The sequence below is a fragment of the Cryobacterium zhongshanensis genome, from assembly GCF_022760445.1.
Classification (GTDB): Bacteria; Actinomycetota; Actinomycetes; order Actinomycetales; family Microbacteriaceae; genus Cryobacterium; species Cryobacterium algoricola.
In genome coordinates, this window is record NZ_JALGAR010000003.1 from 347,099 (window position 1) to 361,046 (window position 13,948).

Below are 13,948 nucleotides of genomic sequence, written 5' to 3' on the forward strand. Positions count from 1 at the left end.
TACTGATCGGGATCAGTGCTGGTGGAACGTACGGCTGATGACGTCCATCTGCTGTTCGCGGGTGAGGCGCACGAAGTTGACCGCGTAGCCGGAGACGCGAATCGTCAGCTGCGGGTAGTTCTCCGGGTGCAGCATGGCGTCTTCGAGGGTTTCCTTGTTGAGCACGTTGACGTTGATGTGGTAGCCGGTGGCTTCCGTGTACGCGTCAATGAGTCCGACGAGGCTCGTGATCTGCTCGTCCTTGGTGTGACCGAGGCCACTGGGGACGACCGTGTTCGTGAGCGAGATGCCGTCCTGCGCCTGGCTGAACGGCAGCTTGGCGACGCTGAGCGCCGACGCGAGCATACCGTGCGTGTCGCGGCCGTTCATCGGGTTTGCACCCGGAGCGAACGGCTCACCCTTGCGACGGCCATCGGGCGTGTTGCCGGTGGCCTTGCCGTAGACCACGTTGGACGTGATCGTCAGGATCGACTGGGTGTGGATGGCGTTGCGGTAGGTCGGGTGCTTGCGGATCATGTTCATGAAGCGTTCCATGACATCGATCGCAATGGAGTCGACCTTGTCGTCGTCGTTACCGAACTTCGGGAATTCGCCCTCGATCGTGTAGTCGATGACGAGTCCGTTGTCGTCGCGGACCGGACGCACCTTGGCGTACTTGATCGCGGACAGGGAGTCGGCGACAACGCTCAGGCCGGCGATGCCACAGGCCATCGTGCGAACGATTTCCTTGTCGTGGAGTGCCATTTCGAGACGCTCGTACGCGTACTTGTCGTGCATGTAGTGGATGCAGTTCAGCGCGGTGACGTAGGTCTCGGCGAGCCACTCGAGCGTGACGAGGTAGTTCGCGAAGACGGTGTCGTAGTCGAGGATCGTGTCGAGGTTCGGCGCGGTGGCCGGGGCGACCTGCTTGCCGGAAACCTCGTCCTTGCCGCCGTTGATCGAGTAGAGCAGCGCCTTGACGGCGTTGACCCGGGCACCGAAGAACTGCATCTGCTTGCCGACGCGCATCGGGGAGACGCAGCAGGCGATCGCAGCGTCGTCGCCGAGCTCGGCGCGGATGAGGTCGTCGGACTCGTACTGGATCGCCGACGTGTCGATGGAGACCTGGGCGCAGAAGCGCTTGAAGCCATCGGGAAGGCCGTCGTTCCAGAGGACGGTGAGGTTCGGCTCGGGTGCTGCGCCGATGTTGTACAGCGTCTGGAGGAAACGGAACGCCGTCTTGGTGACGAGCGGGCGACCGTCTTCACCGATGCCGCCGAGGGACTCGGTGACCCAGGTCGGGTCGCCGGCGAAGATCTCGTCGTATTCGGGGGTACGCAGGAAGCGCACGATGCGGAGCTTGATGACGAGGTCATCGATGAGCTCCTGTGCGCCTTCTTCGGTGATGGTGCCGTCGGCGAGGTCGCGCTCGATGTATGCGTCGAGGAAGGCCGAGTTACGGCCGAACGACATTGCTGCGCCGTTCTGTTCCTTGACGGCGCCGAGGTACGCGAAGTACAGCCACTGAACGGCTTCCTGGGCGGTCTGGGCCGGCTTGGAGATGTCGGATCCGTAGGACGCGGCCATCTGGACGAGTTCCTTGAGGGCCCGGATCTGCTCCGAGTTTTCCTCGCGGGCGCGGATGATGTCCTCGGTCGAGGGCTCCATGTCGAGCTCGGCGCGGTCGTTCTTCTTGCCGGCGATCAGTGCGTCGACGCCGTAGAGGGCGACACGACGGTAGTCGCCGATGATACGGCCACGGCCGTAGGCATCCGGAAGACCGGTGATCAGGTGGCTGTTGCGGGCGCGACGCACACCGGGAGGGTAGACGTCGAACACGGCGGTGTTGTGGGTCTTGCGGTAGTCGGTGAAGATCTTCTCGAGCTCGGGAGAGACGGGGTAGCCGTAGGTCTCGAGGGAGTTGACGACCATGCGCCATCCGCCGAACGGCATGATCGCACGCTTGAGCGGCGCATCCGTCTGGAGGCCGACGATGACTTCATTGTCCTTGTCGATGTAACCCGGCTTGTGGGCTGTAATGGATGACGGCGTGAAGGCGTCGATGTCGTAGACGCCCTTACGACGTTCCTCGGGGAACATCGCGGACAACTTGGCCCAGACTCCCGTGGTGCGGGCGGTCGGCCCGGCCAGGAAGGACGCATCGCCGATATACGGCGTGTAATTGCGCTGAATGAAATCGCGAAGGTTAATCGAATCCTGCCACGGCCCGGAAACGAATTCCGCCTTGCCGTGCTGCATCGAAGTGTCGCCGCTGAGGACGCCCTCTGTAATTGTCATGTGGACTACTCTCCTCGTGGGATTGAGCTTTCCCGCCGCGGAAGATCCCGCGCTCGGGGTATCGAGCGGGGGACACGAGGCGCCAGACGTGCTTCGATGCACCGTGGTCCGCTCTCTTTTTCCAACACTACTCCCCGCCAAGGCCCGGTCGGGGGGTTGTCCTGCCGCGTCTCTCGCCCGCGCGTTTAAAAGGACTCGCCTAGCACAGTCAAACCCCGGTAAACCAGTGCTGAGAGTGACGATCCTGAGAATTCTCGAACCTGCGCGTCAGAGCTTTTTTCCGGGGTTCAGCAGGCTTGCGGGGTCGAAGGCGAGCTTGACGCGGCGCTGCAACTCCCGCACGGCGAGGCCGAGTTCGTCGTCGAGGTGCGCCTGCTTGAGCAGGCCGATCCCGTGCTCTCCGGACGCGGAGCCACCGAGCGTGACGGCGAGCTGGATCACCCGTTTGAAGGCACGATGGGCGGCGTCGACCTCCGCGGGCAGGTCGGGGTCGAACCCGATCACCGGGTGCAGGTTTCCGTCGCCGAGGTGTCCACCCGTGCTGATCGGAATCAAGAGTTCGCGGGAAATCTCCTGAAGCCCGGAGAGGAGCGCCTGCAGCTGGGAGCGCGGAACGGTCACGTCTTCGTTGAGGCTCGCACCCCGCGCGGCCTGCAGGGCCGGCTGGAGGAGGCGGCGCGCGCTCATCAACTGGTCGAGGTGCGCAGGGTCGTTGGCGATGACGATCTCGCCCGCTCCCCCGGCCTCGAGGATGCGCGCGTATTCGGCGACGTCGTCGTCGGCCTGCCCCGCGGCATCCGACTGCACGAGGAGCAGCGCTGCCGCACCCTCCGGGAGGGTCGACGCGGGGTCGAAGGCGTTGATTGCGGTGATGCAGGATCCGTCGAGGAACTCGAGGACGCTCGGGCGCCGGTTGTTCGTGACGATCAACGCGGCGGCGGCGAGGGCCTCCGCTGTGGTCGAGAAGGTCGCGGAGACGCCGGAGGCAGGCGCGGGCGCAGGCAGCAGCCCGACCGTGATCTCGGTGATGATGCCGAGGGTTCCCTCCGAGCCGACGAGGAGGGCCGTGAGGTTGTAGCCCGCGACACCCTTGATGGTGCGTTGCCCCGTGTGCACGATGGACCCGTCTGCGAGGACGACCGTGAGGCGGCGCACGAAGTTGCCCGTCACGCCGTACTTGACGCACAGCATCCCGCCGGCGTTGGTGGCGACGTTGCCGCCGATCGTCGAACCCTTCCAGGAGCCCGGGTCCGGCGGGTAGAAGAGACCGGCGGCCGCGGCGGCCCTGGCCAGAGCGTACGTGCGTACTCCGGCCTCGACCGTCGCGGTCTGGTCCGCCGTGTCGACGGAGACGATCCGGTTCATCCGGGTGAGGTTGACGACAATGGCGCCGGTGATCGAGTTCGCACCTCCGGCGAGGCCGGTGCGGGCGCCCTGGGGCACGAGCGGAATGCCGTTGGCCGCTGCGAGGGTGACGATCGCCGCAACCTCGGCGGTGCTCTTGGGGAACACGACTGCGAGGGGCTCCCCCGCGGCGGTGCCGTCCGACTGGTCCGTGAGATACGCCTCGGTCGCCTGGCCGGTCACGAGCTGCGCCTGCGGCAGCACTCCGGCGAGTTCTTCGAGGATCGTCTGCGGGGAAAGCGTTTCAGTCACGGGGGCCTCTGGGTCAGAGTGGACGAGCCGGCACCGGGCAGTGGCCCGCGGCCCGGCGGTGGGTGTGCCTCAATCGGGGCGTTTGCCCAGTATATTCGGCGGCATATTCCGTAGCCGACTTGTAGTTATTGATGTATCTATGGCTAGGCTGGGGGTATGCCGACCGAATCAGCCTCCCTCCCGCCGGCCGGGGCGTCCGCCGTCGAGCGGGCGTACACGCATGTCGCGGACCTGATCATCTCCGGGGCTCTCCCCGCGAGTTCCTTCCTGACCGAGGGCGAGATCGCCGCCGCCCTCGCGCTCAGCCGCACCCCGGTGCGGGAGGCCTTCCTCGCACTCGAGGCGCGCGGCCTGATCCGGCTCTTCCCGAAGAAGGGGGCCGTCGTCACCGCGCTCGACGAGGCGGAGACCGCGGAGCTGCTCCAGGTGCGCATCATGCTCGAGACGACAGCGGTCCGGCTCCTGAGCGAACGCCAGGGCGGGACCGCTGCGGTGGACACCGACCTGGCCGCCCTGATCGGGATCCAGGCGGATGCCGCGGCGAGCGGCGACCTGCTCACCTTCGCCAGGGCCGACCACCGGTTCCACTCCCGGATCGTGGACGAGAACCGCAACCGGGTGATCGACGGCTTCTACGCCCAGCTCGGCCCGAGCCTCGAACGCCTCACCCACCGCGTCGCCTCCCGCGACCCCCGCAACCTCGAGCGCCTCCTCGCCGAGCACCGGACCCTGGCCGGTCACGTGTCCAGCGGAGACACCGGGGCGTACGACCGCGCCCTCCGCGAACACGTCGAGGCCGGGCACTTCACACCGCTCAACCACTGACCACCGCCAACTGCCCACACTTACCTTCGATCGCATTCCGAAAGTCCGATGATTCCCCGCACCATCCCCGCCTGGCTCCGCGCAGCACCCGCCATCTTCGTCATGGCCTGGGGCGGCAACCACTTCACCCCGTTGCTGCACATGTACGAAGCGCTCGGCCACTACACGACCGTGATGGCGGATGTCTTCCTCGGGGCATACGTCGTCGGGCTGATCCCCGGGCTCCTCATCGCCGGGGCGCTCTCGGACCGGTACGGACGCCGGCCGCTCGTGATCGCGGGCGTGATCACGGGACTCGTGGCCAGCATCCTCCTCGGTTTCGGATTTTCGAGCACGGTCATGCTCTGTGTCGGCCGCTTCCTGGCCGGACTGAGCGTCGGCGTCGCGATGTCGGTCGGAACCGCGTGGCTGAAGGAACTCTCCGCGCAGCCGTTCGACAGGCAGGCCGACTCGGTCGCGGGCGCCCGGCGCCCGGCGCTGACCCTCACCATCGGCTTCGGGCTCGGCGCCGGGGTCGCCGGTGCACTCGCCCAGTGGGGGCCGATGCCGACACTCGCCCCGTACCTCGTCCACATCGTACTGAGCGTTGCCGTGCTGCCGCTCCTGGTCACCGCGCCGGAGACCGTGCCGCGTTACCGCGCACACCGCCCGTTCTGGCGTGACCTCGCGGTTCCGCTCGCAGGGCACCGCCGCTTCCTGCGGGTCATCGCCCCGTCGGCGCCCTGGGTCTTCGGTGCCGCCGGGATCGCGTACGCGATCATGCCGAAGCTCGTGGACACCCAGCTCGGCGAGTTCAACCTCGCATATGCCACCCTGCTCACGGTCGTCACCCTCGGCACGGGGGCCCTGGTCCAGCCGCAGGTCGCCCGGATCAACGAGCTCACCAACGGGCGGGCACTCGTCGTCGGCATGGGCATGATGCTCGTCGGCATCCTGCTCTCCATCTGCGCCGCGGCGACCCTGTCCCCGATCGTGGCCCTCGTCACGGCGATCATGCTCGGCGCCGCGTACGGAGTGTGCGTCGTCGCCGGCCTCGTCGAGGTGCAGCGCATCTCCACCCCCGCCGACCTCGCCGGCATCACCGGCGTCTACTACAGCCTCACCTACCTGGGGTTCCTGCTGCCGGTCCTCTTCGCGGCACTCAACGCCGTCGCAAGTTACACCCTGCTGATGTCCCTCCTCGGTGTCGTCTGCGCCGCGTCCCTGGCCGTCGTGGCCTGGGGCATCCGCCGCGTCTAGCCCTTCCTGGGCGGCCGAGCGCTGAGGTAAGGCGTGAGCACCGCGCGCAGATAGCGCGTCCCGCCCGCGGAATCCGTCGTCCCACCGGAGTCCGCTCCGTCGAGCTCCTCGAATGCGAACCAGGATTCGGCGAGGATCCAGAGCGCCCGAACGAGGTCACCGAGCTCCGGATCGCCGAGCGGGATAATCTCGCCGTGTTCGCGCCAGCCGCGGGCGATCTCGCTGAACCTGACGAGGCGCCGGGCGCGCACGTGCCGGTACTGTTCGGCGAGCACCGGGTCCGCGTGCAGCAACCCGAAGAGGTCACGGGCCAGGAACGCGTACTTCCGTGTCAACGCGGCGCCGGCCCCGAGGCGGTCGAACACCTGCTCAGGGTCGAGGCGTTCCGGCTCGAGGCGTTCGGGCACGTGAAGCTCGGGCACGTCCCCTTCTCCGGCAACGGATGCCCCCCAGAGCGTCTCATAGGCCGCCACGAGACTGGCGTGCAGCTCGCGCACGATCTCGTCCTTGCCGCCGAACCAGTAGTACAGGTTGCCCGGGCTGATTCCCGCGGCGGCCGCGATCGCGTTGGTGGTCACGGCGGAGGGCCCGCGTTCGTTGAAGAGGTCGAGGGCGACGGCGAGGATCCTGGACCTGGTCTCCTCAGCGGTTACCGTGGTCGGGACACGGCTCATGAGAGCACCACCTCCCGTGCCGGCCGCCGTGGGCTCGGCAGCGCCTCCGCGGTCGGGTACCCGATCCGGAAGGTCATGATCGCGTGGCGGCCGGCGGGCAGTAGCGCGGCCAGCGCTTGGCCGAAGTCCGGGGTGAGGCACGTCGAGCGTTCCCTGTCGATCCGTTCCGGAACCTGGCAGAGCGGCTGGGCGCGGAGTCCGTCGACCGTCATGCTCAGGTGCAGGCGCTGCCAGGCGCGTCCGACCGCGAGGCGCTGGCCGGCGTCGAGCGGGTCGCGCACGACGAGCGCTCCGAAGGCGGCCGCCGTCGGGACCTGGCTGTCCCTGGTGCCGGTCAGCCAGCCGGCGTTGTTCTGGGCCGTCGAAACGGGGACGACCTTCGAAACCGCCCTGATGAATTCCGACTGCCCGGACGGGTCGATCGTGATGCCGTCCTTCTTCGACTGGATCTCGTGCCAGCCGGTGCGGTACCAGGCGGCGTCGTCCGCGACCTGCTGCGGGTCGGCGATGATCGCCTCGGTCGCTCGCACGGTCAGGGCGCCGAATGCGTCCCTTTCCGCGGGAGCCGAGAACCAGACGAGTTCGGCGCCGACGAGTGCGGTGTCGCCCGTTTCGGCGCGCCCTGCTTCGGCGGGTTCCGCAGCGGCGATGCCGCTGAGTTTCGTGAGCTCCGCGGCGCTCACCGGCCGCGTGAGGTCATAGGCGTTACGGTCGGTGTGTCTGGATGCGATCGCGGTGAACAGCGGCGAGACGGATGCCTCCGCCGTCTCAAGGTCGATCCGCGCGACGTGCGCGGGGTCGGCGGGGTCCGGCAGCAGGGTGACGGTCGCCGCCTTCCCGTTCGCGGGCGCGGCGAGGACGATGTTCTCGATCGCGCACCCGAGCGAGACATCCATCTCCCGGAGCAGCGGGTCCATCGTCCCGAGGTTCCTGGTCGTGTCCGCGAAGACGTCGATCCGGTTGTCGGTCACCCGGAACTGCCAGGGCTGGGCGTTGTGCGCGTTCGCGGCGAGCACGGCGGCCCGCACGAGCCCGAGGGCGTCATGCGCCTCCGGACCGGCCTGTGCCCACGCGGCGAAGGCCTCTCCGGTCCCGCTCGCGAACACGCCGCCGTCGACCGCGCGCCAGGTCAGTCCGGCGGCGCCCGCGATCACGACGGACCCCACGCCGATTCCGGCAACCTTGAGGAACGAACGCCGGGTCGACGTCCGTCCGTTCGGTTCGTGCGTGCCGTTCCGGGGTGTTCTATCGGTGGCCATGCTTCAATTAGATTCTTTACTCTAATCTTTGTCCACCCCAGAGGTCGGCCGGCCCGGCGCTCACGCGAGTTCGGTGAGCCGTCCGGCCTTGATGTGCAGGCGACGCTGGGCGCGTTTGGCGACGGCGCTGTCGTGGGTGACCACGATCAGGGTGAGACCCTGCGCCCGCCAGAGTCCCTCGAGCAGGTCCATGATCTCGTCCCTGGTCTCCTCGTCGAGGTTGCCGGTGGGCTCATCGGCCAGGAGCACGGTCGGGTCTTTGACGAGGGCCCTGGCGATCGCGACCCGCTGCTGCTGGCCGCCGGACAGTTCCGCGGGAAGGTGGCCGAGTCGATCGCCGAGGCCGACGGCCTCGAGGGCCGCCGCCGAGCGCTCGCGGCGCGCGGCGCTCGTCCCGCCGAGCGGGGCGAGCGCGGTCTCGACGTTCTCCTGCGCGGTCAGCGTGGGGATCAGGTTGAAGCCCTGGAACACGAAGCCGATCTCCGTCGCACGGATGCGACCGAGCTGAGAATCCCCGAGGCTCGACAGGTCCGAACCCCCGAGGTGCTCCGTCTCGAAGACCACGGAACCGGAACTCGGCCGGTCGAGTGCTCCGAGCATCTGCAGGAGGGTCGATTTGCCGCCGCCGGTCGGCCCCTGGATCGCGACCATCTGGCCGTCGGGGATCGACACGGTGACGCCCTGCAGCGCGGTGACCGAGCGCTTGCCCTGGTCATACTTCTTGGTGACATTCGTCAGCTGGTACATGGTCTGGTTCCTTCTGGAAGCTGAAAGTGAAAAAAACGGGAGGGCCGAAGGGCGCCGGCAGTGCCGCGCCGGCGGCAGTGCTACGCGATACTGCGCAGCGCCTCCGCCGGCCGGAGCCGGGACGCCCGCCATCCGCCGATCACTCCGGCGAGCAGGCCGCCGAGGACGGCGAGTCCGACCGCGATCAGGATCACGGATACCGTGACGGGCGCCGTCAGGACGATGTTCGACTGGGCGGCCGCCTGGGTCGCTGCACCGAATCCGCCGCCACCCGGGCCGAAGCCCGCGCCGCCGGCACCTCCCGCGCCGCCGGCGGCCCTTGCTCCGCGGCCAGCCACCTGCACGGCCGTCGAGGCCCCTGCGGTCAGGGTCGGGGCGATGATGTTGATCACGAGGATCCCGGCCAGTCCGACCACGATGCCGACGACGCCGCCGATCAGTCCCTGCACGAGCGATTCGCCGCCGACCTGGCGCACGATCCGGCCGTTGGACCACCCGATCGCCTTGAGGGTTCCGAATTCGCGGGTGCGCCGGGTGACCCCGGAGATGGTGAAGAGGATTGCGATCAGGAACGCGGCAGCGAGAACGATCAGGGAGAGCCACAACCCGAGGTTGGAGACGAGGCTCGATGCGCTCGCGAGCGAACCGGACACGCTCGACGCGAGGTCCGCCTGGGTCTTGACGGTCGCGGCGGGAAGCGCCGTCGCGATGTCCGCCTGGACCTGGCCGATGTCCGTCGACGACGCTGCCTGCACGTAGATGTTGGACACCTGACCGGGTAGTGCCGCGAGGGTCTGGGCGACGTCGAGCGGAATGTAGACGTTGGCTGCCGTGGCACTGTCCGCGGTCGCAGCGGAGACGAGACCGACGATGCTGAAGTCGGTGCCCGCGATCGCGACCGTGCCGCCGACGGCGAGGGACGCGGTCGTCGCATAGCTCGAGTCGAGGACGGCGACGTGAGCGCCGGCATCCGTGCTCGCGAGGGAGCGCCCCTCGGTGAGGGCGACGGCCGACAGCGGGCCGACGGCCGCGTCGGCCGGGTTCAGGCCGAGCACGGTGAAGGAGTCGACACTGAACGAGCTTCCGCCTGCACCGTCAGGACCGCCGGTCGGCGGCGTCTGCGCGCCCTGGCCGGTCGACGGCCGGGTCGCGCCCGGCTCCGTGCGGGTCGGGAGGGCTCCGCTGAACGTGGAGTTGCTCAGCAGGAGCGTCGCCGCCGCCGCACTGACGTTGGGGACGGCACGAACGGTGTCCAGGCCGGTCGAGGCGAAGGTCTCCGTCCCGCGTTCAGCGGTGAGGCGGCTGCGGCTGATCGTGGTGGTCCCGTCGGCGGCGGCGCCGTCCGCCGAACCGAAATCGAAGCGCTGAGGGGCGCCGTTGCCTGTCCCCGGCGTCGCGGCGGCCGCGGGTGCCTGGCTCACGGTGATGTCGGTGCCGACACCGTAGACGGACTCGAGAACGGATGCCTGGGCGAGCTGGACCCCGCTCGACACCGAGTTGACGATGATGACCAGGGCGATGGCGAGGGCCATGCCGATCGCGACGATCGCGGTCTGCTTGCGACGGCCCGCAAGTTCCCGGCGCAGGTAGGTGTAGAACATGAGTCTCCGGTTCCGGGGACTCTTCGTGGGGCCCACCGGGATCGAAGCTAGGGATCCGCGCTTGCCGGACGCTATCACTGTGCTGTGAATACGCCGTCAAACGATGGTTCTGGCTCACGGACATCGGCTGGGCACAGTAATTTCCAAGCTCATCACGATGTCTGCGGACCAGACTCTGCCGCTGGCGTACGCTGGCGGCATGACTGGGAATGGCCTCGGATCCGCACTGCCCACCGATGTGAGTTCCTGGGCCGCCCGCCAGCGCTGGTTCGCGGACACGGGTCGCCCGGTGGAGCTCTCTCGCGTGGGCTGCTGGTCGCTGCCCTCCGGCGAACCGGGGGTCCTGATCCGCACCGATTGCGTCCTCGATGCCGGTGACCCGCGCCGGACCGTCTACCAGCTGCCCGTGACCGAGCGCGATGTTGCGCTCCCGGGAGCCGAGGCGGCCCTCATCACGATCTTGACCGGAGCGGACGGGCGGAGACGGTTCGTCTACGACGCCCCCGCCGATCCGGCATACGCCCGGGCGCTGCTCCTGCTGATGCTGCGCGGGGGCAGGTCCGCACCCGGTCCGGATGGAGGCTCCGTCGCGCACGGCGAGCTCCTGCCCACTCCCCTCCCTGGTGGCGACGAATCCGGTGGCAGCGAATCCGGAGCCGACGGTTTCGAGCCGACCGTCGTGTCGAGTCATGTGCTCAGGGGCGAGCAGTCCAATACCTCGATCATCTACGAACTCGCGGGTCCTGACGGTCGGGTTCTCGCCCCCGTGATCTGCAAGGTCTTCCGGGCGCTCCACCACGGTGACAACCCCGACGTCACCGTGCAGTCCACACTCGCCCGAGCCGGCTCGCACTTCGTTCCCCGCCCCGTCGGCTGCGTCGTCGGCGACTGGGCGGACCCCCGCACGGCGGATGGCACCGCACGCGGCCACCTGGCTTTCGCCCAGGAGTTCCTGCCCGGCGTCGAAGACGCCTGGCGGGTGGTACTCGGTGCGGCGAGGAGAAACGAGGACTTCACTGCCCGGGCACGGAGCCTCGGCGTCGCGACCGCGGCAGTCCACGCCGACCTCGCGCACGCGATGCCGACGACGGAGCCGACCGCTGAGATCGTCGGCACGGTCATCGACGGCCTGCGCGCCCGCGCCCGGCGCGCGGTCGCTGAGGTGCCTGCACTCGACCGGTACGCCCCGGCGATCGAGGCGGTGTTCGCGGCAGCTGCCGAGGCGTCCTGGCCGAGGCTGCAGCGCATCCACGGCGACCTGCACCTCGGCCAGGTCCTGCTCGTTCCCGGTCGAGGCTGGGTGCTCGTCGATTTCGAAGGCGAACCGCTCAGCCCCCTCGAAGACCGGACCCGCGCCGATGTGCCCTGGCGCGATGTCGCCGGCATGCTGAGGTCGTTCTCCTACGCGGCGGGAACGGTGTCACGCGAGGCGCCTGGGCGAACGGGCGCCGTCACCGCGTGGGCCGACGCCTGCAGGCGAGCCTTCCTCGACGGGTACAGCGAACGCTCGGGCCGCAGCCTCGGCGAGCAGCGACCGCTCCTGGACGCCTTCGAACTCGACAAGGCCCTGTACGAGGCCGTCTACGAGAAGCTCAACCGGCCAGACTGGCTGCCGATCCCCCTCGCAGCGATCGACGCCCTCCTGTCCCAGGACGTCGTCCCCCGCTCCTCCGCCGTTCGCGAAAGCGGGTGAGCCGTCGGTATGCCGAGCTCAGAACGACGATTCATCCGCTTTCGCGGAAGGATGGATCAGCTTCGCGGTGAGCGCTTGAGCTCGGGGAACTGGTCGTCGCGCCATTCGTCGGGGAGCCGGAGCTGCTGATCCGCCGCTTCGTTCTCGCGTGCCCGCAGCTCGACCCTGCGGATCTTTCCCGAGCTCGTCTTGGGCAGTTCGAAGAACTCGATGCGCCGGACCCGCATGTACGGCGGCAGCCCGTTGCGGGCGTGACGCAGCACGGCGAGAGCGGTCGCGCTGTCGGGCGCCCAGCCGGCCGCGAGGTGGATGTACGCCTTGGCGATGTTGAGGCGGGTGTCGTCGGGGGCGGGCACGACCGCGGCCTCGGCGACGGCGGGGTGCTCGAGCAGCACGCTCTCGACCTCGAACGGGGAGACCTTGTAGTCGGACGACTTGAAGATGTCGTCCGTACGGCCGATGAAGGTGATGTAGCCGTTGTCGTCACGGGTGGCGACGTCGCCCGTGTGGAAGTAGCCGTCCCGCAGGGCAGCCTCGGTCCGGACCGGGTCGCCGTGGTAGCGGGCCATGAGGTTGACGGCGGGTTCGGCGAGGTCGAGGCAGATCTCGCCCTCGTCGGCGACACCGCCCGTGATCGGGTCGACGAGGGTGATCGCTACGCCGGGAAGGGGCAGGCCCATGGACCCGGCCTTGAGGACGGACCCCGGCACGTTTCCGACGATGGCCGTCGTCTCGGTCTGGCCGTAGCCGTCGCGGATCGTGAGTCCCCAGGCCCGCTGGATCTGGCTGATCACTTCGGGGTTGAGCGGTTCGCCCGCCGAGAGGATCTCGCGGAGGCCGACCGGCTTCTCCCCCACATCGGACTGGATCAGCATGCGCCAGACCGTCGGAGGCGCACAGAACGTCGTGACCTTGGCGCGATGCAGCTGGGCGGTGAGCGCCTGCGGGTCGAATCGGCCGTAGTTGTAGACGAAGACCGTGGCCTCGGCGATCCACGGCGAGAAGAAGCTGCTCCAGGCGTGCTTGCCCCAGCCGGGTGAACTGATGGCGAGGTGCACGTCGCCGGGACGAAGCCCGAGCCAGTACATCGTGGAGAGGTGGCCGACGGGATACGAGGTCTGGGTGTGCACGACCATCTTGGGCTTGCTCGTGGTCCCGGAGGTGAAGTAGATGAGTGACGGGTCGTCGGAGCCGACGGCCACGGGAACCGCGACGGACGGGAGCAGGTCGGCGTCGGCGTAGTGGGCCCAGCCGGGAACCGTGCCGCCCACGCAGATGCGCCGGAAGTCGCCGTCGATCTCCGCGAACTTGGCGGCGTCGCCGGCGTTCGCGATCACGCAGTCCACCTCGCCGCGCCGCACGCGGTCCGCGAGGTCGCCGGCGGCGAGAACGGTCGAGGTCGGCAGGATGACTGCGCCGATCTTCATGATGCCGAGCATGAGTTCCCAGAGCTCTACCTGGTTGCCGAGCATGAGCATCACGTGATCGCCCTTGCCGACACCCTGCTGGGTGAGCCAGGCCGCGACCTGGTTGGAGCGGGCGGACATCTCCGCGAAGGTGACCTTCAGCTCGCGGCCGTCCTCCTCGACGATCCACAGGGCGATGTTGTCGTTGTCCTCCGCAATGACGTCGAACCAGTCCACGGCCCAGTTGAACGAAGCGCCGACATCCGGCCAGCGGAATTCGGCGGCGGCACGGGCGTGGCCGTCCCAGAGGCGCAGCAGCTGGTCGCGGGCGGCGCGAAAATTGGAGGTACTCGTCGGAAAAGTCACTCCTCCATCATCCTCACTAATGAATGCCTGTAACTGCATGCGTCCGCGGCGGCCTCGACAACGGCAGCCTCGACAACGGCAGCATCGACAACGGCAGCATCAGCGGCTTCGGCGAGTGGGCGGCCGTTCCGGGGGCAACCCACACCCGGATGTGGTTAACCACACGGGTCGCCCCATCCGGGTGACGGAGCGAGCGGTCCCCTCC

Annotated in this window: 11 protein-coding genes; 4 read left to right on the top strand and 7 right to left on the bottom strand. The window is 68.5% G+C overall.

What is annotated here, in order from left to right; genetic code table 11:
* Positions 1–12: 12 nt before the first annotated feature.
* Both pflB and MQH31_RS13220 read right to left on the bottom strand, forming a co-directional pair.
* Positions 13–2,277 carry a formate C-acetyltransferase gene (pflB, locus tag MQH31_RS13215; RefSeq protein ID WP_134536355.1) on the bottom strand — a complete coding sequence of 755 codons (2,265 nt, stop codon included), beginning with the start codon at positions 2,275–2,277 and terminating at the stop codon, positions 13–15.
* Positions 2,278–2,544: 267 nt separating this feature from the next.
* Entirely contained in the window at positions 2,545–3,933 is a 1,389-nt protein-coding gene (locus tag MQH31_RS13220) for an FAD-binding oxidoreductase (protein WP_134536353.1), read from the bottom strand.
* A gap of 156 nt (positions 3,934–4,089) precedes the next feature.
* Between MQH31_RS13220 and MQH31_RS13225 the strand changes: the two genes are divergently transcribed.
* Together MQH31_RS13225 and MQH31_RS13230 are read left to right on the top strand one after the other, a co-directional pair.
* Complete coding sequence (locus MQH31_RS13225; protein WP_134536351.1) at positions 4,090–4,758, top strand: GntR family transcriptional regulator; 669 nt, start codon at positions 4,090–4,092, stop codon at positions 4,756–4,758.
* A gap of 48 nt (positions 4,759–4,806) precedes the next feature.
* Positions 4,807–5,997: an MFS transporter gene (locus MQH31_RS13230; RefSeq protein WP_134536349.1), complete on the top strand. Its 1,191-nt coding sequence runs from the start codon at positions 4,807–4,809 to the stop codon at positions 5,995–5,997.
* Here MQH31_RS13230 and MQH31_RS13235 read toward each other — a convergent pair.
* From MQH31_RS13235 to MQH31_RS13250, 4 genes are all read right to left on the bottom strand, one after another.
* Positions 5,994–6,671: a TetR/AcrR family transcriptional regulator gene (locus MQH31_RS13235; RefSeq protein ID WP_243012418.1), complete on the bottom strand. Its 678-nt coding sequence runs from the start codon at positions 6,669–6,671 to the stop codon at positions 5,994–5,996. The two genes, MQH31_RS13230 and MQH31_RS13235, sit on opposite strands and share 4 nt — an antisense overlap.
* On the bottom strand, positions 6,668–7,930 hold the full coding sequence (locus MQH31_RS13240) for a nitroreductase family protein (RefSeq protein WP_243012419.1): 1,263 nt from the start codon (positions 7,928–7,930) through the stop codon (positions 6,668–6,670). Before MQH31_RS13240 ends, MQH31_RS13235 begins: the two co-directional genes overlap by 4 nt.
* Positions 7,931–7,990: 60 nt before the next feature.
* Entirely contained in the window at positions 7,991–8,677 is a 687-nt protein-coding gene (locus MQH31_RS13245) for an ABC transporter ATP-binding protein (RefSeq protein ID WP_243012420.1), read from the bottom strand.
* Between the two features lie 80 nt (positions 8,678–8,757).
* On the bottom strand, positions 8,758–10,278 hold the full coding sequence (locus MQH31_RS13250; protein ID WP_243012421.1) for an ABC transporter permease: 1,521 nt from the start codon (positions 10,276–10,278) through the stop codon (positions 8,758–8,760).
* A gap of 199 nt (positions 10,279–10,477) precedes the next feature.
* Between MQH31_RS13250 and MQH31_RS13255 the strand changes: the two genes are divergently transcribed.
* The gene (locus MQH31_RS13255) at positions 10,478–11,971 is read left to right on the top strand and encodes a maltokinase N-terminal cap-like domain-containing protein (protein ID WP_243012422.1); all 1,494 of its coding nucleotides are present in this window, start codon (positions 10,478–10,480) and stop codon (positions 11,969–11,971) included.
* 56 nt (positions 11,972–12,027) lie between these two features.
* Here MQH31_RS13255 and MQH31_RS13260 read toward each other — a convergent pair whose 3' ends face one another.
* Positions 12,028–13,782, bottom strand: coding sequence for an AMP-binding protein (locus MQH31_RS13260; RefSeq protein WP_243012423.1), 1,755 nt, complete (start codon positions 13,780–13,782; stop codon positions 12,028–12,030).
* Here MQH31_RS13260 and MQH31_RS13265 point away from each other — a divergent pair.
* Positions 13,767–13,928 carry a hypothetical protein gene (locus tag MQH31_RS13265; protein ID WP_243012424.1) on the top strand — a complete coding sequence of 54 codons (162 nt, stop codon included), beginning with the start codon at positions 13,767–13,769 and terminating at the stop codon, positions 13,926–13,928. The two genes, MQH31_RS13260 and MQH31_RS13265, sit on opposite strands and share 16 nt — an antisense overlap.
* The last annotated feature ends 20 nt before the right edge of the window (positions 13,929–13,948 follow it).

What these genes read in the sequence shown, in the direction of transcription:
- MQH31_RS13265 (WP_243012424.1), top strand. Translation starts at nt 13,767, where the DNA reads ATGCCTGTAACTGCATGCGTCCGCGGCGGCCTCGACAACGGCAGCCTC.
- pflB (WP_134536355.1), bottom strand. Translation starts at nt 2,277, where the DNA reads ATGACAATTACAGAGGGCGTCCTCAGCGGCGACACTTCGATGCAGCAC.
- MQH31_RS13255 (WP_243012422.1), top strand. Translation starts at nt 10,478, where the DNA reads ATGACTGGGAATGGCCTCGGATCCGCACTGCCCACCGATGTGAGTTCC.
- MQH31_RS13230 (WP_134536349.1), top strand. Translation starts at nt 4,807, where the DNA reads ATGATTCCCCGCACCATCCCCGCCTGGCTCCGCGCAGCACCCGCCATC.
- MQH31_RS13240 (WP_243012419.1), bottom strand. Translation starts at nt 7,930, where the DNA reads ATGGCCACCGATAGAACACCCCGGAACGGCACGCACGAACCGAACGGA.
- MQH31_RS13225 (WP_134536351.1), top strand. Translation starts at nt 4,090, where the DNA reads ATGCCGACCGAATCAGCCTCCCTCCCGCCGGCCGGGGCGTCCGCCGTC.
- MQH31_RS13235 (WP_243012418.1), bottom strand. Translation starts at nt 6,671, where the DNA reads ATGAGCCGTGTCCCGACCACGGTAACCGCTGAGGAGACCAGGTCCAGG.
- MQH31_RS13250 (WP_243012421.1), bottom strand. Translation starts at nt 10,278, where the DNA reads ATGTTCTACACCTACCTGCGCCGGGAACTTGCGGGCCGTCGCAAGCAG.
- MQH31_RS13245 (WP_243012420.1), bottom strand. Translation starts at nt 8,677, where the DNA reads ATGTACCAGCTGACGAATGTCACCAAGAAGTATGACCAGGGCAAGCGC.
- MQH31_RS13260 (WP_243012423.1), bottom strand. Translation starts at nt 13,782, where the DNA reads ATGCAGTTACAGGCATTCATTAGTGAGGATGATGGAGGAGTGACTTTT.